Source organism: Orenia metallireducens, from assembly GCF_003001995.1.
GTDB classification, from domain to species: domain Bacteria; phylum Bacillota; class Halanaerobiia; order Halobacteroidales; family Halobacteroidaceae; genus Orenia; species Orenia metallireducens_B.
Window position 1 is genome coordinate 56,934 of the sequence record NZ_PVNB01000003.1, and the last position, 22,041, is coordinate 78,974.

Annotated in this window: 19 protein-coding genes and 1 riboswitch; all 19 genes read right to left on the bottom strand. The window is 35.6% G+C overall.

The genetic code is table 11. From position 1 onward, the window contains the following. Positions 1 to 9: 9 nt before the first annotated feature. Positions 10 to 771 carry an FhaA domain-containing protein gene (locus BX659_RS02870; RefSeq protein WP_097016329.1) on the bottom strand — a complete coding sequence of 254 codons (762 nt, stop codon included), beginning with the start codon at positions 769 to 771 and terminating at the stop codon, positions 10 to 12. Beyond that, positions 768 to 1,805, bottom strand: coding sequence for a 23S rRNA (adenine(2503)-C(2))-methyltransferase RlmN (gene rlmN / locus BX659_RS02875; protein ID WP_097016330.1), 1,038 nt, complete (start codon positions 1,803 to 1,805; stop codon positions 768 to 770). The genes BX659_RS02870 and rlmN overlap by 4 nt, the downstream gene beginning before the upstream one ends. A 121-nt stretch (positions 1,806 to 1,926) precedes the next feature. Further along, positions 1,927 to 3,273 (bottom strand): 16S rRNA (cytosine(967)-C(5))-methyltransferase RsmB, encoded by a 1,347-nt coding sequence (rsmB, locus tag BX659_RS02880; protein WP_097016331.1) that lies wholly within the window; start codon positions 3,271 to 3,273, stop codon positions 1,927 to 1,929. A gap of 269 nt (positions 3,274 to 3,542) precedes the next feature. Beyond that, complete coding sequence (locus BX659_RS02885; protein WP_097016332.1) at positions 3,543 to 4,235, bottom strand: zinc metallopeptidase; 693 nt, start codon at positions 4,233 to 4,235, stop codon at positions 3,543 to 3,545. A gap of 99 nt (positions 4,236 to 4,334) precedes the next feature. Continuing rightward, positions 4,335 to 5,087, bottom strand: a complete 753-nt coding sequence (locus BX659_RS02890; protein WP_097016333.1) for a DUF116 domain-containing protein — start codon at positions 5,085 to 5,087, stop codon at positions 4,335 to 4,337. Positions 5,088 to 5,092: 5 nt separating this feature from the next. Then, complete coding sequence (fmt, locus tag BX659_RS02895) at positions 5,093 to 6,037, bottom strand: methionyl-tRNA formyltransferase (RefSeq protein ID WP_097016334.1); 945 nt, start codon at positions 6,035 to 6,037, stop codon at positions 5,093 to 5,095. 213 nt (positions 6,038 to 6,250) lie between these two features. Further along, positions 6,251 to 6,688, bottom strand: coding sequence for a peptide deformylase (def, locus tag BX659_RS02900; RefSeq protein WP_097016335.1), 438 nt, complete (start codon positions 6,686 to 6,688; stop codon positions 6,251 to 6,253). 121 nt (positions 6,689 to 6,809) lie between these two features. Beyond that, on the bottom strand, positions 6,810 to 9,056 hold the full coding sequence (priA, locus tag BX659_RS02905) for a primosomal protein N' (RefSeq protein ID WP_097016336.1): 2,247 nt from the start codon (positions 9,054 to 9,056) through the stop codon (positions 6,810 to 6,812). 215 nt (positions 9,057 to 9,271) lie between these two features. After that, on the bottom strand, positions 9,272 to 10,315 hold the full coding sequence (locus BX659_RS02910; RefSeq protein ID WP_097016337.1) for a lysylphosphatidylglycerol synthase transmembrane domain-containing protein: 1,044 nt from the start codon (positions 10,313 to 10,315) through the stop codon (positions 9,272 to 9,274). A gap of 202 nt (positions 10,316 to 10,517) precedes the next feature. Then, on the bottom strand, positions 10,518 to 11,861 hold the full coding sequence (locus BX659_RS02915) for a hypothetical protein (RefSeq protein WP_097016338.1): 1,344 nt from the start codon (positions 11,859 to 11,861) through the stop codon (positions 10,518 to 10,520). Positions 11,862 to 12,062: 201 nt separating this feature from the next. Then, positions 12,063 to 13,346, bottom strand: coding sequence for a phosphomethylpyrimidine synthase ThiC (gene thiC, locus BX659_RS02920; protein ID WP_097016339.1), 1,284 nt, complete (start codon positions 13,344 to 13,346; stop codon positions 12,063 to 12,065). Between the two features lie 428 nt (positions 13,347 to 13,774). Next, on the bottom strand, positions 13,775 to 14,563 hold the full coding sequence (thiM, locus tag BX659_RS02925) for a hydroxyethylthiazole kinase (RefSeq protein ID WP_216358734.1): 789 nt from the start codon (positions 14,561 to 14,563) through the stop codon (positions 13,775 to 13,777). A gap of 47 nt (positions 14,564 to 14,610) precedes the next feature. Further along, positions 14,611 to 15,405: a bifunctional hydroxymethylpyrimidine kinase/phosphomethylpyrimidine kinase gene (thiD, locus tag BX659_RS02930; RefSeq protein ID WP_097016341.1), complete on the bottom strand. Its 795-nt coding sequence runs from the start codon at positions 15,403 to 15,405 to the stop codon at positions 14,611 to 14,613. Between the two features lies 1 nt (position 15,406). After that, positions 15,407 to 15,907 carry an energy coupling factor transporter S component ThiW gene (gene thiW / locus BX659_RS02935; RefSeq protein WP_097016475.1) on the bottom strand — a complete coding sequence of 167 codons (501 nt, stop codon included), beginning with the start codon at positions 15,905 to 15,907 and terminating at the stop codon, positions 15,407 to 15,409. A gap of 101 nt (positions 15,908 to 16,008) precedes the next feature. Continuing rightward, positions 16,009 to 16,115: riboswitch (TPP riboswitch) on the bottom strand. Positions 16,116 to 16,198: 83 nt separating this feature from the next. Further along, complete coding sequence (locus tag BX659_RS02940; RefSeq protein ID WP_097016342.1) at positions 16,199 to 17,530, bottom strand: leucine-rich repeat domain-containing protein; 1,332 nt, start codon at positions 17,528 to 17,530, stop codon at positions 16,199 to 16,201. Positions 17,531 to 17,801: 271 nt separating this feature from the next. Then, positions 17,802 to 17,963 carry a hypothetical protein gene (locus BX659_RS18920; RefSeq protein ID WP_172431794.1) on the bottom strand — a complete coding sequence of 54 codons (162 nt, stop codon included), beginning with the start codon at positions 17,961 to 17,963 and terminating at the stop codon, positions 17,802 to 17,804. A gap of 6 nt (positions 17,964 to 17,969) precedes the next feature. After that, a complete protein-coding gene (locus BX659_RS02945; protein WP_097016343.1) occupies positions 17,970 to 19,205 on the bottom strand; it encodes a Ger(x)C family spore germination protein in 1,236 nt (411 codons plus the stop codon). Continuing rightward, complete coding sequence (locus BX659_RS02950) at positions 19,192 to 20,301, bottom strand: GerAB/ArcD/ProY family transporter (protein ID WP_097016344.1); 1,110 nt, start codon at positions 20,299 to 20,301, stop codon at positions 19,192 to 19,194. The genes BX659_RS02945 and BX659_RS02950 overlap by 14 nt, the downstream gene beginning before the upstream one ends. Then, on the bottom strand, positions 20,301 to 21,836 hold the full coding sequence (locus BX659_RS02955) for a spore germination protein (RefSeq protein WP_097016476.1): 1,536 nt from the start codon (positions 21,834 to 21,836) through the stop codon (positions 20,301 to 20,303). The genes BX659_RS02950 and BX659_RS02955 overlap by 1 nt, the downstream gene beginning before the upstream one ends. Between the last annotated feature and the right edge of the window lie 205 nt (positions 21,837 to 22,041).

Below are 22,041 nucleotides of genomic sequence, written 5' to 3' on the forward strand. Positions count from 1 at the left end.
TCACCTCACTTACATCTTAAGGCAGAATTCTAGTTCACTCTCCCCTAATCTAATTTTATCACCATCTACCAATCTCTTACTTTCGATCAACTGATTATTAACAAAAACACCATTTGTACTATTGAGATCATTAATTAAGTAATAATGACCCTTTTTAATAATTTGAGCATGAACCCTTGAGACTTTATGATCTACTAAGACAACCTCATTATTCTCTTGACGACCTATATTGGTCTCTATAGAGTTGATTTCAAATCTCTTTAGCTCAACTCCATTATCTAATAACCTTAAATAGCACTCCCTTTGGGAAAGAGGTCTCACTTTTACAGTATGATTTATCTTTGCTAAATTATTACTATTCTCTTCTGGAACTTTAAATATTTTCGTGCCACCATCTTCAGTATTCTCCAGGTTAAATTCATCAAGACTAAACTCACCTATGACCATCAAATTCTCTTCAACTTTAGTACTGAGTGTAAAAGCTAGCTTTAGTTCTCCTCTAAGCTTAAGACCCTTTTTAGCAATCTCCTCTAAAATTACTTTCTTTAATTTATTCTCAGTCTCCGTATTTAAGTTATTAAGCTCATTTTTATCTTCTAGAGGGATTATAACTTTATAATCATTTGGAACATAATCACCTTCAGTTCCCTTTCTTAATCTATTCTCCATATCAATAACTATCTTTCTAATCATCTTCTGATAAAAGGGGTTTAAAGAGTCAATCAAAAATATCTCCTTAATCTTTCTAGCCAATTTCATTGGAAACTTCATCTTTTCGCCTCCTTGGCTTGTAATTGCCCACAGGCTGCAGCAATGTCAGCACCCCGCTCTACTCTAACTGTAACTGCTATCCCTTCATGCTCTAATTCAGCTTTAAAATTATTTATCCTATTCCTATCTGGTTTACTATACTCTAGACCTTCTACTTGATTGATTGGAATCAAATTCACATGGCATAATATCCCTGATAATAGTTTTGCTAACTCTCTAGCATCCTTTGGGGAATCATTGACTCCTTTAACTAAAGAATATTCAAAACTAATCCTCCGCCCTGTCTTCTCTATATAATAACGACAGCTCTCTAATAAGTCTTCTAAGGGATATCTATCATTAATGGGCATCATCTGACTTCTCAATCTATTATTAGAAGCATGTAAGGAGATGGCTAAGGTCAACTGTAGCTCTTCTTCTGCTAAGCTCTTAATCTCTGCTACCAGACCACAAGTGGACAAGGTAATTCTTCTCATCCCTATATTCAATCCATTACCATCATTCATCAAACTGATAGCTTTAAGTACTTGATTATAGTTAGCTAAAGGCTCTCCCATCCCCATCAAAACTACATTACTAATCTCCTCATCTCTCAATCTAGCAATGCTTATAATCTGATTGATAATCTCCCCTGAGCTTAAGTTTCTAGTCAGACCATTTAACCCAGTAGCACAGAAATTACACCCCATTCCACAGCCTACTTGGGTAGAGATACAGACACTACGTCTGTTATCCTGATAAGGCATAAAGACACTCTCTATCCGCTGACCATCCTCTAATTCAAAAAGATATTTAATAGTACCATCTTTAGATTCTTGAGAGGCAATCACTTCCAATTGGCTAATATAAGCTCTATTAACTAACTTGTCTCTCAAACCCTTAGAAAGATTACTCATCTGTGAAAAGTCTATAACCTTCTTATCATAGATCCAGTTAAATAGCTGTTTGGCTCGAAAACTCGCTTCACCTAAAGAACTAACTACTTCTTTCAACTCTTCTAAGCTTAGTCCCATCAAATCTACTCTTTCTCCCATTCTTAACTTCCTTCCCCTTTGTTCAGTTTACAGTGTACAATTTACAGTTATAGTTCAAAATCATTTAATACTTTAACTGTACTTTTAATAACTTTCTTTTAATCTCGTTAGTAGCTACTCGTCACTCATTACCGCTTTTAACCATTTTTGCTATAAAAAATCCTTCAATTAAGTTATCATCAGGAAGCAACTGTAAAGTTCCCTCTGTTAGATACTCTGTTAATCCAAAGCTTTGCGCCGTTTGACTTAAATCAACCAATTTAAAATTATCATGTTTTTCTAGAAAACCTTTAATAATATCTATATTCTCTTCATCAGTAAAGGTACAGGTACTATAGATCAATACTCCCCCAGCTTTAAGTAGCTTAGCTCCATTTTCTAATAATTCTGCCTGTAGCTGCTGTAGTTCTAGCAGATCTTGAGGCTTTTTTTGCCAACGAATCTCTGGCTTCTTAGCCATAATCCCCAAACCAGAACAAGGAGCATCTACTAGGAGCTTATCTATCTTCTCAGTAAAGCTAACCTCTCTTCCATCACTACAGATGGTCTCTACATTAGTAATTCCAAGCCTAGTACAATTTTCATGGATCAATTCTAGCTTATGTTGATGGACATCGACAGCATAGACTTGTCCACCATTATTCATCAGTTGTGAGAGATGGGTTGTCTTACCACCTGGAGCACTACATAAATCTACAACTCTATCATCAGCCTCAGGAGCTAAGATATGGGCTACCAACATTGATGCCAAGCCTTGCACCTGAAATTTACCTTCCTCAAAAGACTTTAACCTATCTATCGATGGATATTTGATTAAATTGATTGCTTCTGGCACTAAAGCTATAGGCTCAGCAGTAACCTGATCCTCTACTAAGCTTTGAATTAAAGAGTCTCTATTAGTCTTTAAAGTATTTGTTCTAATTACAGTAGCAGGTATTTTGTTTAGATTATTAGCAATCTCAATTGCTTTATCGATCCCATAGTTTTTTACCCAGCGCTCTACCAACCATTGGGGCTGTGAATACTTATATCTAATATGCTGAACTGGATCCTTCTCTAACTTAGGATAGTTAATCTTATCTAAATTACGGATGATATTTCGTAAGACACCATTGATAAATTTAATAGCTCCTCGATTACACTTGGATTTAGCAGCCTCTACAGTTTCATTCACAGCCACTGGAGCAGGTATCTTGTCTAAATAATAGACCTGATAAACCCCCAGCCTCAAAGAATTTCTCACCCAAGGTGTCATCTTCTTGACCTGACGGCTGGCAAATTTGTTGATAATCCAGTCTAGAGTATTTCTTCTTCTGATAACTCCATAGATAAGCTGAGTAGCTAAACTCCTATCCCTTTTATCCAAATTGGATTTATTCAATAAAGTATTTACTACTAGGTTAGAGAATCCATCCTCTTCATTAATCTTATATATTCCTTCTAATGATATCACTCTTGCATTTCTCATATAAAAATCCTCCATTTATGTAATTATTATAACAGTGACGAGTCAACAGTAGCCAAGAAAATTTCACTGATTTACTCGCTACTAAATTATAGTAGTTTCTATGTTCTATAATAATATTAAATTTTTAAACCTCTAATTTATATAATACCAAGATATAATCTATTATTCCATAGATATATTAAATTAACTCATAAAAAGAAAAGCCGATTCATCCCTACCTCTATATAGATCAGGGTTTCTCGGCTAATCTTAATAATATCTAAAGTATATCAATCATCATCCATCATTCTACTAAGCACTAATAATCTAATTAAATGACCAATAGCCACTAAGGTAGCAGCAACATAAGTTAAGGCAGCTGCATTTAAGACCTTCTTAGCTCCAGAGATCTCTTGTCTATCTAAATAGTTATGCTTCTCTAATAGCTTCAAAGCTCGACTACTTGCATTAAACTCTACTGGCAGAGTAACAATCTGGAATAAGGCTGCACCAGCAAAGAAGATCAAGCCTAGATTCAATAAGAATCCTGAACCAAAGATTAAACCAATCATCGCTAAAAAAGGTCCTGCTTGAGATCCCAAGTTGGCAACTGGCACTAAAGAATGGCGAAATCTCAAAGGTGCATAATCTACATTATCCTGAATAGCATGACCTGTCTCATGGGCTGCTACTCCCAGTGCTGCTAAGGAACTACTCCCATAAACATTTGAGGATAACCTTAGCGTCTTGGAACGAGGATCATAATGGTCTGTCAACTCACCACTTACCCTCTCTACACTGACATCATTGATTCCTTCATTTCTCAACAACTGATAAGCTATATCGGCTCCAGTCAGATTACTTTTAGAGCGAACATCCAAATACTTGTTGAAAGTACTTTTGACCTTAAACTGTGCATAAAGAGCCAATAAAATCGCCGGTAATACAATAATCATCGTTGGATCAAAAAAGAAGAAAGGCATTAATCTTAACCCCCTCAAATTAGTTTACAGTGTATAGTGTATAATTGATAATTATAAAACCTAAATGAATTTAATGGTTTTGAACTTAACTGTAAATTATCAACTATCAACTATCAACTGCTTGATAGCTTCTTCTATCTTCTCTATCTCAACACCAGTATTGATACAAGGACCATGGGGTCGTAGATTGACCACCCCGATTACTGGCATAGGATAGATATCTTGGATTCCACTACTTAAATCACGTTCACAGGCTACAGCAATAATCGCCTTTGGTCTGATATCTTTGATAATCTTTCTAGCTAAAGTACCACCAGTTGCAATCGCTAAATGGACTCTATACTTTTCAGTAACTTCAATCAAGTCCTGTACTTGGCACCTGCCACAGCGTTTACAATTATTTAGATCAGTGGTCACTCTAAAGCTACATTCTGAATTCTGAATACAATGGGGTACCAATACCATGATATCCTCAGGAGCTAAATTCATCTTTTCAGGATTGATCAACTGATTACTTACATTGATAAATGATGATTGAATCGACTCCTTATCAAGACCAAGCAGCCCCCCTAAATAGATAATTACAGGTAGAAAATAAGAGATAACTATCTTAGTAGGGATAATTAAAGGCTTGATGGGCTTACCTAATTTCTGTGTTAAGATAATACCTAAAATCCCTAAGATTAATAAGAGGGCTAGAATAGATAAAACTATACTTATAATTATTAATACCCCTTTACTTAGTAGACTAAAACCAAAAAAGTTTAGATACCAGACTCCCCCTACAAAGATACTTAATATAGCTAATGCTAGTAATAATAGTCCCATAAATAGTCCCTTTGATTTCTCCATAAGCTTTATTCTCCTAACTTGCTTCCTACTTTAATATCATATCCCCTTAGATAATCGGTAGCATCTATTCTCTGCTTACTGGCTGGTTGCACCTCTGTCAATAATAACTGACCTTTTCCAGTCTGTACTACAATCCCTAACTCATCATCTACCTTGACAACAGTACCAGGGTTTATTCCTGCTTTAGAATTATCATCATAGACCTTAGAGTTCCATAGCTTTAGGCGACTCCCATCACAATATGTATAAGAACCTGGCCATGGATTTAGTCCCCTAATTAGATTCCAGATACTCTTAGCATCCTTAGACCAATCGACCAATCCTTCTTGTTTAGATATCTTAGGTGCATAAGTAGCCTGTTTATCATCTTGCTCTTCTCTAGGTGCACTACCCTCTTCAAGCTGCTTTAAGGTTTCTACTATTAAATTTGCCCCTAAATTAGAAAGCTTATCATGTAATGTCCCTACAGTATCTTCAGGAGCAATATCTAACTCATCCTTTAAGATCATATCACCAGTATCCATTCCCTTATCCATATGCATAGTAGTAATTCCCGTCTTCTCTTCACCATCGATAATCGCTCGATGGATTGGAGCTGCACCTCTATACCTTGGTAATAAAGAAGCATGGATATTGATACAACCATATTTAGGTAGATTCAATACCTCCTCTTTTAGAATCTGTCCATAAGCAACCACTACAATTGCTTCTGGATTCCATTCCTTAAGCTTGGCTATTCCCTTAGCAGTAGAGACCTTCTCTGGCTGAAATACCTCTATGTTATGCTTTAAAGCTTCCTTCTTAACTGGAGTTGGCTTTACCTGCTGCCCTCTCCCCCTTTTGCGGTCTGGTTGACTGACCACACCAACTACATCTAGAAACTCGGCTTCAATCAATGCCTGTAAACAAGGAACTGCAAAATCTGGTGTTCCCATAAATGCAACTCTCATTCTATCCCTCCAATTTAAAAACAAAATAAATTTCAAAAACTTATTAGCCACGAATTTCACAAATCTTCACTAATTAATTCAAAATCATTTAAATTAATCTTTTTATTTTATTCGTGTCCTATTAGTGTTAATTTGTGGCTAAACATATTCATTTTTTCATCTTGTATTATGTAGAGTGTGAGTAGATTTTCACTCACACTCATCCTTTATATTTTAGAGATAATCAACAAATAACTTACCATCTAAGTGATCTATCTCATGTTGTAAAGCACGAGCTAATAACCCTTTTCCCTTAACTATTATCTCTTTGCCATCTCTATCTAGAGCTTCAACCTTAACTTTATAAGCTCGCTCTACCTTGGCAGTTTTTTCTGGAATACTTAGACACCCCTCATTATCAATATAGGTCTTCTCAGAGCTTTCAATAATCTCTGGATTAATCAATTCAAGAATTCCAGAACCGACATCTATCACCACAATCCTTTTAGAGATACCCACTTGAGGAGCAGCTAGTCCTACTCCTGGTGCATCATACATAGTCTCTGCCATATCATCAAGTAATTTTCTAGTTTTATCAGTTACCTCTTCTACTTCTTTACATTTAGTTCTTAAGACAGGATCCCCTATCTCTCTAATCTTTAATAACGCCATCTTTAAACACCTCCGAAAATTCAATTCACAATTTATAATTGACGATTTACAATTAAATTCTATAAATCAATCACTTGTAATTGTAAATTGTACACTTTACATTATCAATTAGTAATTATTATTATAACATTCCTAATGGGTCAACATCAACACTTACCTTAATTGTCTTTAAAGTAGATAATTCATTTAGTTTCATCAAGCTCTCCTGATTGATACTTCTCATAGTATCTAAGTCTCCCCCTTTAAGTAATAACTGCCACCTATGTTGCCCTCTTACCTTACTTAAAGGAGCTTGCACAGGACCTAAGAGCATTATCCCTTCTTCATCTAGTTTATGCAATTTCTCTCTGATAATATCACTTAATAGATTTGAAACCTCAATTACTTTATCTTCCCGTTCATCACTGACAACTATACTGATAATATGGGTAAAAGGGGGATAAGAGGCAAATTTTCTCGTCTCTATCTCAAAATTATAAAACCCATTATAATCATGCATTTTAGAGAATTGAATACTATAATGCTCTGGAGTATAGCTTTGAATGATAACCTCTCCTGGCTTATCCCCTCTTCCAGTCCTTCCTGCTACCTGAGTTAAGAGCTGAAAGGTTCTCTCCCCTGCTCTAAAGTCAGGAAGATTGAGGGCTGTATCAGCAGTAATCACTCCAACTAAAGTAACATTAGAGAAGTCATGGCCTTTAGCTATCATCTGGGTCCCTACTAAAATATCTATCTTCCCAGCTTTAAAAGCCGATAATATTCTTTCATATTCCCCTTTACGTCTAGTTGTATCGACATCCATTCTAGCTACTTTAGCCTCTGGAAAGAACTCCTTAAGACCCTCTTCTACCTTCTGGGTTCCCACTCCAAAATATTTAATATAGATACTTTCACAGTTTGGGCAAATATTAGGAACCTGCTCTTGATGGTCACAGTAATGGCATTGTAAGATATTTGGGGTAGCATGGTAGGTTAATGAGACATCGCAGTCATTGCACTTCATTACATGCCCACATTCACGGCATTGGACAAAGGTAGAAAAACCCCGACGATTGAGAAAGATCATCGTCTGCTCACCCTTCTCTAAGCGATCAATGATCTCCTTTTGTAAGAGCTGGCTGAACATGGTCTTATTGCCTGCTTTAAGCTCTTCTCTCATATCAATAAGCTCCACTTTAGGTAAAGGTCTATCATCGATCCGCTTTTTAAGCTCTACTAACTTATATTCTCCAGTCTCTGTGCGATGGTAAGCCTCTAATGAAGGGGTAGCTGTTCCTAATACAGTCACTGCCCCTGCCAGCTCTGCTCTCTTAACAGCCACCTCTCTAGCATGGTATTTAGGATGATCCTCCTGCTTATAGCTGGTCTCATGCTCTTCATCGATAATAATTAATCCCAAATTATTAAAAGGAGCAAAGACAGCCGATCTAGCTCCTACTACAATTTTGACATCAGCAAATTTAATTCTACGCCATTCATCAAAGCGTTCTCCTGCCGATAGCTGACTATGTAAGACTGCTACTTGATCACCAAAACGCCCTTTAAATCTGGCTATAGTCTGGGGAGTCAATGAAATCTCAGGAACTAAGACAATAGTGTCCTTTCCTGCCTCTAAGGCTTTGGCAATCACTTGAAGATATACCTCTGTCTTACCACTACCAGTAACCCCTTTTAAGAGAATTGTAGAACTCTCTTGTTGCTCTAAAGCAGCACTGATCTCTTCTATCGCAACCTGCTGTTCAGATGTTGGTGCTAAGGGTTGAGTTGCCTTAAAATTATGGTGGCTGTGAGGATTTCTTTTAACCTCTTTTTCTATATATTGCAGATAACCTTTATTAATCAATGTTCTGATCAGCCCTGAAGTGGTCTCCAACCTATCTGCCAACTCAGTATTGCTCAGATTACAGTTAGGATTATCTATCAAAAAAGAAAAAACCTCCTGCTGCTTATAAGCCCTATCACTGATCTGTTCAAGTAACTTCTCACTCTCTGCTACCGATTGAGCCAACTTAACAACCTGCTTAGTCTTAATCTTGGTCTGACCACTAGGAACTATTGCCTTTAAAGAGCTAATTAGATAAGACTGATAATACTCTGACATCCATTTAGCCAATTCTAAGAGCTCTTCATCAAAAAAGGTGAATTCTGTTAGAACCTTATTAATAGGCTTGATGGCAAATTTAAAGTCCTCTTCATCGGCCTCAAGCTCTCCTATTATGTATCCCGCTACCCTCTGCCGTCCAAAGGGCACCACTACCTTTTTACCAACCTTGATTTGACTCTCTAATCTCTCGGGTACCTTATAAGTAAAGGGTCTATCAACCTGGTCAACTGGTACATCAACCATTACTTCCACATATTTACTCATTACATCCCACCTCAATAATGCCTATTGTGCTAGTTTAATTTTTTCTAATGTTTAGGACTATAGATAGATTGCGACACTTTGGTTTGGGTAGTTAGGTCGTTAGATAGTTAGGTAGTTTGGTTTAACCTATCAACCCAACCACCTACCCTCCTAACATCCAAAGTATCGTATTATCCTTTTATTCTATCAATTTTCATATTAACCTCAAACTAAACTTAGCCTGTCCTCTTCAGCACTGACTTTGCTATCATTCTAAATAATATCACTCCACCAAAGATAATTACCAGATAAAAGGTTAAAAACCTCCAAACTATTGCTAATAATCCTACTAAAGATGAAGGAACAAAGCTAGAAAAGAGGGTTGCAAAACCAAACTCTGCTGCTCCACTTGCCCCTGGAGTTGGCATATAAGGTATGATTAAATAGAATATAGTCTGTACAATAAATGATCTAAAAAAATATGGTTTGACCCCTAAACCTAACAATATTACTGGTGCAATAATAAAGAATAACACCCAAAATATTATAGTAAAAAAAGCCGCTAAAAGCAAACTGCTCTTCTTGTATTTGGTCAATTGCCACAGACTTTCATGAAAATCTTCCATCTCTTGATATAATCTATCTATCAATTGATTGGCCTTTTTACTCTTCATTAAACCTTGTAAAAACTTTAAATTTCTCAGCCGTTCTGTCAAAACTTTAACCTTATCAGGCTTCCATATAAAATAGATAATGATTGCTGAAATGGATAAGGAAAATATGATTAAAAGGTCGAAAATCTCCTCTGGAATCATCCCAGGGTCGATTAAATCAGAGAATAGAAAGAAAAATAAGGGTGATAGTATACTAAAGAATAATAATCTCATTACAAATTGAACAATAATTACTGTTGACGATTTTCCTAAAGAAAGACCCTTACGGTGTAATAACAGAACCTGTATGGGACCTCCTCCAGAAGCAAAAGGAGTAATATTTGAGATAAAAGCTCCTACCAAGAAGTTCTTGATAGCAAACTTCAATGATATCTTCTCTCCTAAAGCATTGCTAATCAACTTAATTCTCAAACCACCTACAACCCACATTAAAAAATTGATCACTATCGCTAACAGCAAATAAACTGAATTTACCCTCTTTATCTTCATAAGGGTCTCTTCATTTATAGTCAAAGAGAATAATAATCCTAAAGCTATCACACTGACTAATAGCGAGTATTTCAATCCCTTCTTAATCTTCCTCTGGTCTATACTACCTTCATTCATTAATATAAGCCCCCTAAAATAATTATAACTTCTTCAAAGTCACTTTTATTATTATTCAATATCTAGTGCTATATTCCTATCTTAAATTATATTTAATTCAATTAAACCCAACTCAAAACTTTATCATTTAATTTACTAAGCCACAGACTAAATGTCTGTGGCTCTTAAGCTAAAGTATCGATTTATCAATATCATATTCAGCTTAAATATCCATTCCCTCTATCTTAGGATTGGCAAAGGTTCCATTTAAATTAAGGAGAATATCCTCACCATCTCTAGGAAGCTTTTGCCCCATCCGCATCTCTAACATACTAACAAGTTCTGCTAAATTATCATTCAATTGGGCTACCCGTAGTGTCAAAGTAGTGATACTAGACTCACTGAATTTCTCTCTATTAATATCGAAATTTCCTGCTACTTCCATATCAAGAATCGAACTATTTAGCTTAGCATTAGAGATATTAATATTATTATTATCAACTTTATAATCAACAGTTAGCTCATCCAAAGCTAGATTACTTAGATCTATACCACCCATAAAGACAAGAGGATTATAGGATAGCTGCTCCTTTAGCCTACCTGCAAATTCTGCTTTAAATCCTTCTAAAGTAAAGTTATACTCTCCATCACCGATATTCTTGATTGATTCAACCCAAACAGCTTTAGGATTAGTCATATCATCTCTAATTAATTTCTGCCTATGGCTACTATTGAATTTAGAGTCTGTAGTGATATTTCCTAGGGTATAACGACCAGTTGTTTCAGGATTACCAAACTCTACTCCATCACCCTTAAATTCAAAAGTCCCTTCTCCAGAGATATCAGTTATCTCTAAATCCTCTAAGCTATTTCCATTATAATGGACTACTTCAGAAGCCTCAGCAAAGAATAATGGAGAATCCACCTTATAGTTGTTGAGCTTCACCTCTTTTTTAGCAGGGTTATAATCAAAGTCAAAAATAAATTCATCTATCTTAGTTAGCTTATTTTCTAATTCTGCAGACGAGAGTTTTTCTCTAATATTATCTGGCAATTCTACATTAAACCCACTAAAGGATATAGCTATTGCTTGCTTATCTTGAAGTAGAGGATTAAAGTCATCCTCTAATCTCTTTAAAGGTAACTGCCCTTTATAATCTATACTCAGCTGTTCAAATCCAATTGATAGATCCTCTAAGCTATCTTCAACCTTTAAATTATCTATCTTGGCAACCAAACCATGCAGCTCTTTGAGCTTATCTTCCTTAGCCAACATAAAGGAATCTTGGTAAGGTAGCTTAACCACCATCTTATCAATACTTATAAAGCCATTGTTATAATCTTTATCCTTAATCATTATTTGATGATAAGTAACTTGACTTAATAGAGGAGTTGCCACTACTCTGCTATACTCAACATCAAAAGGAATATCCCCCTTCTTTAATTCTAGTTCAAGGCTCTCTGTAAGCCTATCTTCTACTATATTCCCTAGATACCAATTAGCACCTAGGACAATTACTACTAAAATCACAATAGTCCCAAGTAATACCTTGCTATTTTTATCCATTATATTCCTCCTAGTTTCAAGTTCTCCCTTGCTAAATAATTTCTTTCTAATCTCAAATCATACTATAATATTAATCAATTAAAAAAGTTAGCTTTTAATTCTATATTCTTTAAGCAGACTTATTTTCCTTTTATCTTTAGTGAAATAAAATAAAAATAAGCTGGATCATAATATTATGATCCAGCTTATTTTTCTCTCTTACTATAAAGCCTCATCTACTATCTTCATGGCACAATAAGAACCACACATAGTGCAAGCCTCTTCATCTTTTAAGATTTGGTTATGAGCATCCCTTGACTCTCTAGCCTTTTTAGGATCAATAGATAATTCAATCTGTCGCTCCCAATCTAAGCTCTTTCTTGCTTTAGCCATCTCTAAATCTCTCTCTTTTGCCCCTGGCACTCCTTTTGCAATATCAGCAGCATGAGCTGCAATCTTACTGGCAATTACCCCTTCTCTAACATCCTCAATGGTAGGTAAACCGATATGCTCTGCAGGAGTTACATAGCATAAAAAATCAGCCCCAGCACTAGCTGCTAAAGTTCCACCAATAGCAGCAGTGATATGGTCATATCCTAAGGCAATATCTGTTACCAATGGCCCTAAGACATAAAAAGGTGCATCTTTACATAACTCTTTTTGTATCTTAATATTTGTCTCTATCTGATCAAAAGGAACATGACCTGGTCCCTCTACCATTACCTGTACCTCAGCATCTCTAGCTCTATCTACCAATTCAGCCAATACCAATAACTCATGGATTTGAGCTCGATCAGTAGCATCAGCTAAGGAGCCTGGTCTTAAACCATCACCTAAACTCAAAGTTACATCATATTCATAGCAGATCTCTAATAGTCTATCATAGTACTCATACAATGGATTTTCAGCATTATTATGTAACATCCAACCAGTCATAAAAGAGCCACCACGACTGACTATATCAGTTACTCTACCTTCATCCCTTAGATGACGGATTGTCTCCAAAGTTAGACCACAGTGGACAGTAATAAAGTCTACACCATCTTTAGCCTGCTCTTCAATGACTCTAAATAGATCATCGACTGTCATATCTATAATTGCTTTTTCAGCTTGTAAAGTCTCTACTGTCGCTTGATAAATTGGTACAGTTCCTAAAGGGACAGTAGCTTTATCTAAAATTGCTCTTCTAGTTTCATTTATCTTCTCACCTGTAGATAAATCCATTACTGCATCAGCACCTGCTTCTACAGATACCTCTAGCTTCTTTAGCTCCTTTTCTATCTCTGGATAGTCCTCAGAGGTACCAAAGTTGGCATTTACCTTAGTTGATAATCCTTTTCCAAAGCCATTTGGATCTAGGTTCTTGTGATTCTTATTAGCAGGAATAACGATTGTCCCTTCTGCTACCCCTTGGCGGATAAATTCTGCACTTAACCCTTCTTTTTCTGCAACTCTCTTCATTTCAGCAGTTATCTCCCCTGCTCTTGCTTTTGTCATCTGTGTCATTTGACATTCCTCCCTTATTTTGGTAACTAGTAATTACTAGTTGCATCTTTATTCATGTTGGTTAATGGGTATAGTGTGATACTTTTTTTATCTTTTGAGTATTATCTTAGATTGGCGTTTTTATTAAAAACTCTGCTTTAGGTTTCGCCTAAGGGCGAGTTACGTTTTCAGCCCAAGACTACTTCCTACGGGGCGTCCTTGATGAAAAAGTAACCAAAAAATCAAGAAAAAAATTAAACTCACTACGCAATCAACCTTTTTTAGATTAACAAATATAGTACTTCTACTTCAAAAAACCATGCTGTTATCATTATTCTTTGAAAACATTTGCTTCATTCAAACAGTAATTTTCTTCAGTTTAAAATCTTTTTAATTCTTAATTTTTAACTCTTAATTTTTAACTAAAAAAGTGTCATAATATCCTTCTATTACATCACTTGCTCCACTTGCTGCTCCCTAGCCAAATCCTCATCGCTCAATTCACTAATGCTATCCAAAAAAGCCACCTTATAGCTAGCAGGTTGAGTTGCCTTTTTACTAGCCTTCTCTCCTGCTATCCCATAAGCTGTTACAGCAGATAAAGTAGCTTCCAGATAATTACTACTTACTCCACAGAATACTCCTAAAGTACTACCTAACATGCAGCCTGTTCCTACTACCTGCCCCATCAAGTTATTACCATTACTGACCTGATAGACTTTATCTCCATCACTAATAATATCTTTAACCCCAGAAACAACTACAACTGCTTTCTGTCCTTTGGCTAATTTTTGAGCAGTCTCTGCAATATTTTTATATTCACCAACAGCTTCTACTCCCTTGACTTCACCCTGCTGACCAGCCAAAATACTTATTTCACCTTGATTACCTTTAATAACAGCTATATCTAGTTCCCTTAGTATCTTTAGGGCAACCTCTGTTCTAAAAGTGGTAGCACCTACTCCTACTGGATCAAAGATAATTGGAATTCCTAACTTATTAGCCTCTTTGCCAGCTATCAGCATTGCTTCTACAGAGTCAGCAGTTAAGGTTCCAATATTTAAAACCAGAGCAGAAGCAGCTTCCACCATCTCTGCTACCTCTTCTTTGGCATAAGCCATTACAGGCAGTCCACCCCAATAAAGAGTAATATTAGCAGAATCATTGACAGTCACATTATTGGTTATATGATGGACCAAAGGTCTCTCTTCTTTAATCTTGGCTATTATCTTCTCCATTAGAAGCTCTCCCTTCATCTTTTAATTAGGGTAATAATTATCCAATTCTATTCAAAACTATATACCATAGCAAAATGATTGACAGGATTATTACCATTACCAACATTACAACCAGCCTTAATTGCCTCAGTAATATACTTCTTACTTCTCTTGACTGCCTCTTTGACATCATAACCTAAAGCTAAATTGCTAGCTATAGCTGAGGATAGAGTACATCCTGTCCCATGGGTATCCTTAGTATCAACCCTTTTGCTAGTATATTCAATAAACTCTACTCCATCATAAAGTAAGTCGATGGCATTCTCACCAACCTGATGACCGCCTTTAACTAAGACATACTCTGAACCTAACTTATGTAGTTCACTAGCTAAAAGCTCTAAAGATACCTCTTCAGCTATATCTCTACCAATCAAGACCTTAGCCTCATTCAAATTTGGAGTAATTACCTTAGCTAGAGGAATCAATTCTTCCTTAATTGTAGCAATAGCCTCCTTAGCCAATAGAATATCACCACTAGTAGCCACCATGACTGGATCAACTACTAAATTCTCAAGCTGATACTCTTTAACCTTCTTAGCTACTACCTTGATAATCTGACTAGTTGCTAACATTCCAGTCTTTGCAGCAGAAAAATTCAAATCACTCAATACTGAATCAAGTTGCTTGTCAACTAAATCTATACTCATCGTTTCAAAACCTTGGACTCCTAGTGTATTTTGAGCAGTAACAGCAGTAATTACCGATGCCCCATAGACTCCAAAGGCTGTCATCGTCTTTAAATCAGCCTGAATCCCTGCTCCTCCACCAGAGTCAGACCCTGCAATTGTTAAGGCTTGCTTCATTTTATCTATCCACCTCCTTAAGTTCTTTAAAGATTTTATTATTCTCAAATATTCTCACTAGCAGATACCCTATAAAGCTTCCTCCAATTGTACTTACTAAAAAAGGTATTACAAAGAAGAAAGCCATTATCTCCTTGCCCATTAGAAATTTTGCAATAGGATACGAAAACAATCCCCCTAAGATACCTGTTCCAAAAACCTCTCCACCAATAGTATAGAATCTATTAGCGGTCTTTTTGAATAAAACCCCTGCTAGAAAAGCACCTATCATACTACCTGGAAAGGCCAATAAAGAACCAACCCCCAAAATATTTCTAAGCAAAGATATAACAAATGCATTTAATACAGCATATCTTGGACCTAAAAATATAGCTGATATGATATTAATAGCATGTTGAACAGGAAAACACTTTGCAATCCCGACAGGTATATAAATTAAGTGCCCTGTCATCGTCCCTATAGCCACCAATAATGCAGAAAAGGTAAGTCTTATTGTTTTAATGATATTCACCTCTGTTAATAATTTGATTGAATTGAAAAAAGCACAGCCCCTAATAGGAACTGTGCTTTTGAATTTATAAACAAGAACAGGCAGATAAATACCCTCTCAAAAGCCCACTTCCCTACGCTAGTATTACCCAGATCAGGTTCAAGGGGTCAAGAAATCAAATTTCTTTCTCAGCTCTAACAGAGCTCCCCCAGTGGTACGAAAAATATTCAATTTTAGTATATCTTTATTATACCACAAAGATTTAACTTTGCAAGGCTCTAAATCAAAGAATAATTCAATATCTTATCTATAAACTACTACTCCTTTGCCCTCTAACTTCTCTATCACTTGCTTATTATTCTTTCTTTGATAGACAGGATTAAACCTCAAATCCACTTGAGTCAATTTAGGAAGATCCAGTAATAACCCTATCTCACTAACCTGATTATTGGCTAAATTAAGAACCTCTAAATCGTTCAATCCCTGCATAACCCCAATATCAACTATTATATTCTTAGCAAGTTTTAAAGTATTTATCTTCTTTAAACCTGCTAAAGGACTGATATCCTTAATCAAATTATCAGTTAAATCAACCTTCTCTAAAGTCTTTAATTCCTTTAGCCCTTCTATCTTATTAATCTGATTACCTGTTAGATATAATTCCTTTAGCTCTATCAATTTGGCCAAAGCGAAAGTATCTGAGATCAGATTATACCTTAAATCAAGATAACTCAATCTAGTCATCGCTTCTAAAAAATCAACTTCAACTAATCCTGTCCTTCTAATCTCTAACAGCTTCAAACTATCTAAGCTATTTAATAAAACTATATTCTCAATAGGATTGCTACTTAGCTCAAGCTCTATCAAATTATCCAAATGAATAATTGGGCTTATATCAGTAATTTGATTTCGCTGTAAACGAAGAGTTTTTATCTTCTGTAATTCTGCTATAGATGCTATATTCTCAATAAAATTATTACCTAAATCAAGATAAGTTAATTCCTGCAAAGCTGATAAGAAGCTTGTATCAATAATCCCATTTCTCCTTGCTATCAATCTAGCTAATCCTTCTGTTTTAGCTAAACTCCCTATATCCTCAATAGGATTATTACTGATATTAAGAATCCTCAATTTAGGTAGATTTACTATAGGAGCTATCTTTTCTAAACGATTGACCCATAGATAGAGCTCTTCTAATTTATTCAAAGCTGCTAAAGGACTAATATTCTTAATTTGATTATCATCAAGGTGGAGTACCTCTAAATTCTCTAATTGGGCTAATGCTCTTATATCAACAATTTGATTAGACCATAGGTTCAAATAAGTTAAACCTTTTAAATTAGACAACATACTTATATCACTTATATTATTCTTACTCAAATCCAGAACCTTTAAAGAGACCATAGCCTCTATCCCTGCGATAGACTCTATCCCTTTACCACCTAAATCAAGCTCTGTAACTTTTTTTAAATCCTGTTTAGTAATCTTACCATTAGCTTTATTTATTATCTCTCTAATAGCACTCTCAAAGGAAGGATCCTCAATAACTACCTCATCCTGTAAAGTAAATAAATATATAGCTAAAACTATTATTACTACACTTATAATAGTAATTATTATCTTATTCTTACCCATCTCATTCACCTCTTTACCTTAAGAAACTTATATATTTATTTTAAACAAAAAAAGCGAATTACCTGCAATAATTATAAATTAATCTTCTAGCTTTAACTAGAATCATTGTTAGGTAATGGTTTGTTAGGTAATGGTTTGTTTGCTGAAGGTATATGAATATATTACAACACTTTCTAAATTAGGTGGGTAGGATTTAGAGGTTTAGGTAGTTAGGTACTTCCCAACCACCTACCCACCTACCGCCTAAATGTCGCTTTCTCTCTCTAGCCTCTCACTTCATCATCTGCCACAGAGGAACTGCTACTATACTAATTGCCAAAATAGCTACAAAAAAAGCTCCTAGTTTATTATTCCTTTTTTCCGAGATCATTCTAGCATACATTAAAGTATAATAACTCACATACAAAATAGCTAGACTCCATATTAGTTTCATCTACAATCAGTCCTTTATATCCTCTTTATTAAAGGGTCTAAACTGCCTTCCAAAGTTAGTAAGCTCTATATCGTACTTAACATTTGTCTCTGCTCTAGGATACTTCTTCATCCAATCGTAGTTCTTATACTCATCTAAAGTCCAAAACTGTTGACGAGCTATTAAATACCATTGAAAGGGGTCTCCTTTAAACTCCTGTTGGGTCTTCTTAATTACTTCCATTGATTTACGCTCTAAACTACTAGCAATTGAATCCTTCAATATCTTCTGCCGTTCTAAATCCTCTACATAATCAATTCCACTATCTATAGCTAATATCATCATCTTTATTGGTACAACAACATCAATCTTTGGAATATCGGTAGACAAATTCATCTTTATTCTAGTCGGTTCAGTCTTCATCCATCTAGCTGCAATTCTTTGCCCTTTAACTAGAGGATCAGCATAGCTAGCTAGCATCGACCTTCTAACTGTCTGGGGTCTTAATAACATAACAACCTTGGTTGCTTCACCATTTAAGGTTCCAATCATCCTACCTTCCTTGAGAACTGCTGAACCTATCATCTGAATCGGGTTTCCCCCTTCTTTCTTTACTTGACCTGCTAGATATTGATCCTCATACCCATAGATAGTCTCACCTTTTTTAGCTGTAGCATAGGTGCTCAAAAATAACCCAGCATCATCTAGGGTTCTGGGAATAAATCTTAAGAGAGTAGCATCAGGTACCAATCCTGTCTCTTCCCATCTTCTAGACATAAAATCATAGTGCTTATGGGGTCTAGTCTCTAATTCATGTTCATTTCCTCTTATAAACTCTGAAGCCTTCTCTTTAGAGACTATCAGCATTACCTCATGTTTAATAGCTTCATCACGCAAGACCGAATCAAATAATTTAAAAGCTTCTCCTGATCTAGCTAACTCTTCTCCTGTAATAATTACCTTTAAGTGGGAATAGGTAACCTCACGGCTAACGGAGATATTTGCTAAATCCCTCACTGTTACAAGGTCTGGGACAGTCAAGGTTATAATCTCAGAAGCAGGCTCCTTTCCAGCACTGACCCTGTCAGAAGACCCTACTTGGGGATTACCAATTTGATAAGTAACCTCAAAACCATTTACTTCCCCTTTATCAATCCCAATAACTATTACATAAGCTAACTCCTCTAGTTCTGACTTATCAAAACAGCCTGTTAATAATATTATTAAAAAAAGAAGTATTAACAATAGCTTAACCCTTCTCATGCTTAAATTCCCCCTTCCAGTATGCAATTGCCCACAATAGAAGTGGTAAAGCTAATAATAACCACCATACATTATTCCAGAATATGTTCTGTTTAAAGATTCGAATATTTTTAATTAAGTTCTCTGGTATGAATCCTATAAGGATAGTTAAGGTAGCAAAGGGTAACAATAGAGGTTCAAACTCCTTTATCTTCAACAGATAAGCAAATAAAGCAGTATTTAGATAGAGATAAAAAGAAATTCTAAGGATCACCATCATCAACCAAAAACCAAAAAAGAAGGCATCAAAGTTCATAAAAAACCTTGAAATTCCAGTAACCCTGATTAGTAAATTAAAGGGATGAGACACAACCTGTAATTCATTATAGTCAAACATTACTATGTAAATCATTAAAAGTAGACTTATTGTTATAATAGAGACTGCCAGTCCTCCCCAAACCCCTCGCCTATAATCTTTGTAATTATTTACAAAAGGAAAGAATGTAGCTACTAGAATAAACTCCATAAGCAAAGGAATATGAACAACACTAGACTTAATAATCTTCTCTATCCCAGGTCCTCCTAGTGGATAAAGGAATTGATATATAAAATCCACTCTAGCAAGAGCAACAAAGACGATGAAAACTGCCACCAAATAAGGAAAGAGTAAAGAACTGACCCGACCAAGGGTCTCAAAACCATACTTAGCAATAAAATATGCTGCACCTACCAATAATAAGTATAGCTCTAGATCAGGGGTGGTATCTAAGAATATATCAGATGTCTCTTGTACAAAGTTATAACTCATTCTAATTAGCATATTAAAGACAATTAGAAATAATCCCCCACTCAAAATAAACCCTAAATAGTTTCCAGTTAAATCATATATTATTTGTATCAACCCTTTATTCCGATATAGCTTGAGTAAGGAATGTAAAGCAAGCAAAGGCACTATAATTAACACTCCCCAGATTAGAGGAAAGGTCCAAGTGGCATTCTTTCCTAGCTTAAACAGAACTAATGGCATCATATCTGTTCCAACTATAACATTGACAATGATAAGCATGGTAATCAATTCACGCCAATCAATCCACCCATCGCTTGCTCTATTCATCATTATCTTTCCCCCTCTGGCTCTTTCTTTCTGATATCATCCTCTGGGTCAGTGTAGAAAGGTCGTAACCACTGCTTCCAAATAGGTGGACGTAAGATTAAATCATTAGAGGATTTATAATAAGGAGCCATTGGCGATAGAAAAGGTACACCAAAAGACTTGAAATCTGACATATAAGCCATAAAACAGATAAAGCTTACTACAATCCCCAAAGCCCCATATAGACTAGCAGCTCCTAAGATAACAAACTTCATAATCCGAATTAGAAAACTTAAACTATTATCGGGAATTGTAAAAGACGCCAACCCAGTTAATGCCACTACAATCACTAAAATTGGACTAATCAGATTGGCTTCAACTGCTGCATTTCCTAAGATTAAAGCTCCAACAATACCAATAGTTGGACCAATAGCACTAGGAATCCTAATCCCTGCTTCTCGTAGTAGCTCAAAGGCGCTTTCCATAAAGAAAACCTCAACTACTGAAGGAAAAGGTACTCGCTCTCTAGTAGCAGCTATGGCAAATAATAGATCAGTCGGTATCATCTCAATATGATAGTTGGTAACAGCTATATAGATAGCTGGAGTTAATAAGGCTATAAAAAAAGAGAACAATCTAATTAGACGGATAAAATTCCCATAAGCCCAGCGTTCATAACTATCCTCTGGGGTATGAAATAGACTCCAAAAAGTCACAGGAACTATTAAACAACTTGAGGAGCTATCCATTAATAGGATAATATGACCCTCCTGTAAAAAAGATACTGCTCTATCAGGTCTCTCCGAATATAATACCGTCGGTATAAGAGAATAACTCCTCTCTTCAATATGCTGCTCTAACATAGGAATCTCCATCACTGTATCTGCCTTAATCTGTTTAATCCTCTTTCTAACTCTATCTACCAACTCTGGGTTGGCAATGTCTTTAATATAGAACATAGAGACTTTGCTTAAAGAACGTTCTCCTACGACTATCTTTTCTGAAACTAAATTCTCATCTCTTAATCGCTTTCTGATTAAAGAGGTATTGACATCACCTGATTCTATAAAGGCTTCTTTTGGTCCTTTTAATACTGTCTCCCTAGTTGATGGCTGAACACTACGATGAGAAAACTTAGTAGTAGCTATTGAAATTGCTTGATTATAATTTTCCATTAAGATTATAGTATTCCCAATTAAAATGTCATCAATAATCTTCCTCAAAGAGCTTACTTTACTAGCATTTTTAGAGGTAATTACCTTTTTTATTAAATCTACTTCTTCGGTCTCTTTAATATTAGTACCTTCTAACAAGGGATGGATAATATGCTGCTCAATTGCATCATTATCTACCATACCATTTAAGGATAATAAGACAGCCTTTCTGTGAATATTCTCTATGTATAGTTCTCTAACCTTAAAATCTTCATTATTGGGATAAGAGAACGCTTCTTTTAATCTATTTAGGTTTTCATCTAAACTTTTGCTTAATTTCTCTTCCTGCTCAATAGCAGTTTGACTATTAACTCTAGAAGAGAACATATTTTTTAAGAATTTCATTGAATTCACCTCTTTTTCAGACCTCATCTCCCATCCCCTTCTACGAGTCTAAAAGACAAGACTCTTCGTGCAAGAACAGCTTCTCCTATCTTAGTAGAAGGGGAGTAAAAACTCTTTTATTCTCTCTCCTAATACAGAAGAGGGTTAGGGTGAGGTATGAGGTTTTAATTATTAAATCTTTTCCGTATACTATATAAATATCAAA

Excerpts from the sequence above, each read along its gene's own strand:
- BX659_RS02870 (WP_097016329.1), bottom strand. The coding sequence starts at position 771 with ATGAAGTTTCCAATGAAATTGGCTAGAAAGATTAAGGAGATATTTTTG.
- rlmN (WP_097016330.1), bottom strand. The coding sequence starts at position 1,805 with ATGGGAGAAAGAGTAGATTTGATGGGACTAAGCTTAGAAGAGTTGAAA.
- rsmB (WP_097016331.1), bottom strand. The coding sequence starts at position 3,273 with ATGAGAAATGCAAGAGTGATATCATTAGAAGGAATATATAAGATTAAT.
- BX659_RS02885 (WP_097016332.1), bottom strand. The coding sequence starts at position 4,235 with ATGCCTTTCTTCTTTTTTGATCCAACGATGATTATTGTATTACCGGCG.
- BX659_RS02890 (WP_097016333.1), bottom strand. The coding sequence starts at position 5,087 with ATGGAGAAATCAAAGGGACTATTTATGGGACTATTATTACTAGCATTA.
- fmt (WP_097016334.1), bottom strand. The coding sequence starts at position 6,037 with ATGAGAGTTGCATTTATGGGAACACCAGATTTTGCAGTTCCTTGTTTA.
- def (WP_097016335.1), bottom strand. The coding sequence starts at position 6,688 with ATGGCGTTATTAAAGATTAGAGAGATAGGGGATCCTGTCTTAAGAACT.
- priA (WP_097016336.1), bottom strand. The coding sequence starts at position 9,056 with ATGAGTAAATATGTGGAAGTAATGGTTGATGTACCAGTTGACCAGGTT.
- BX659_RS02910 (WP_097016337.1), bottom strand. The coding sequence starts at position 10,315 with ATGAATGAAGGTAGTATAGACCAGAGGAAGATTAAGAAGGGATTGAAA.
- BX659_RS02915 (WP_097016338.1), bottom strand. The coding sequence starts at position 11,861 with ATGGATAAAAATAGCAAGGTATTACTTGGGACTATTGTGATTTTAGTA.
- thiC (WP_097016339.1), bottom strand. The coding sequence starts at position 13,346 with ATGACACAGATGACAAAAGCAAGAGCAGGGGAGATAACTGCTGAAATG.
- thiM (WP_216358734.1), bottom strand. The coding sequence starts at position 14,563 with ATGGAGAAGATAATAGCCAAGATTAAAGAAGAGAGACCTTTGGTCCAT.
- thiD (WP_097016341.1), bottom strand. The coding sequence starts at position 15,405 with ATGAAGCAAGCCTTAACAATTGCAGGGTCTGACTCTGGTGGAGGAGCA.
- BX659_RS02940 (WP_097016342.1), bottom strand. The coding sequence starts at position 17,530 with ATGGGTAAGAATAAGATAATAATTACTATTATAAGTGTAGTAATAATA.
- BX659_RS18920 (WP_172431794.1), bottom strand. The coding sequence starts at position 17,963 with ATGAAACTAATATGGAGTCTAGCTATTTTGTATGTGAGTTATTATACT.
- BX659_RS02945 (WP_097016343.1), bottom strand. The coding sequence starts at position 19,205 with ATGAGAAGGGTTAAGCTATTGTTAATACTTCTTTTTTTAATAATATTA.
- BX659_RS02950 (WP_097016344.1), bottom strand. The coding sequence starts at position 20,301 with ATGATGAATAGAGCAAGCGATGGGTGGATTGATTGGCGTGAATTGATT.
- BX659_RS02955 (WP_097016476.1), bottom strand. The coding sequence starts at position 21,836 with ATGAAATTCTTAAAAAATATGTTCTCTTCTAGAGTTAATAGTCAAACT.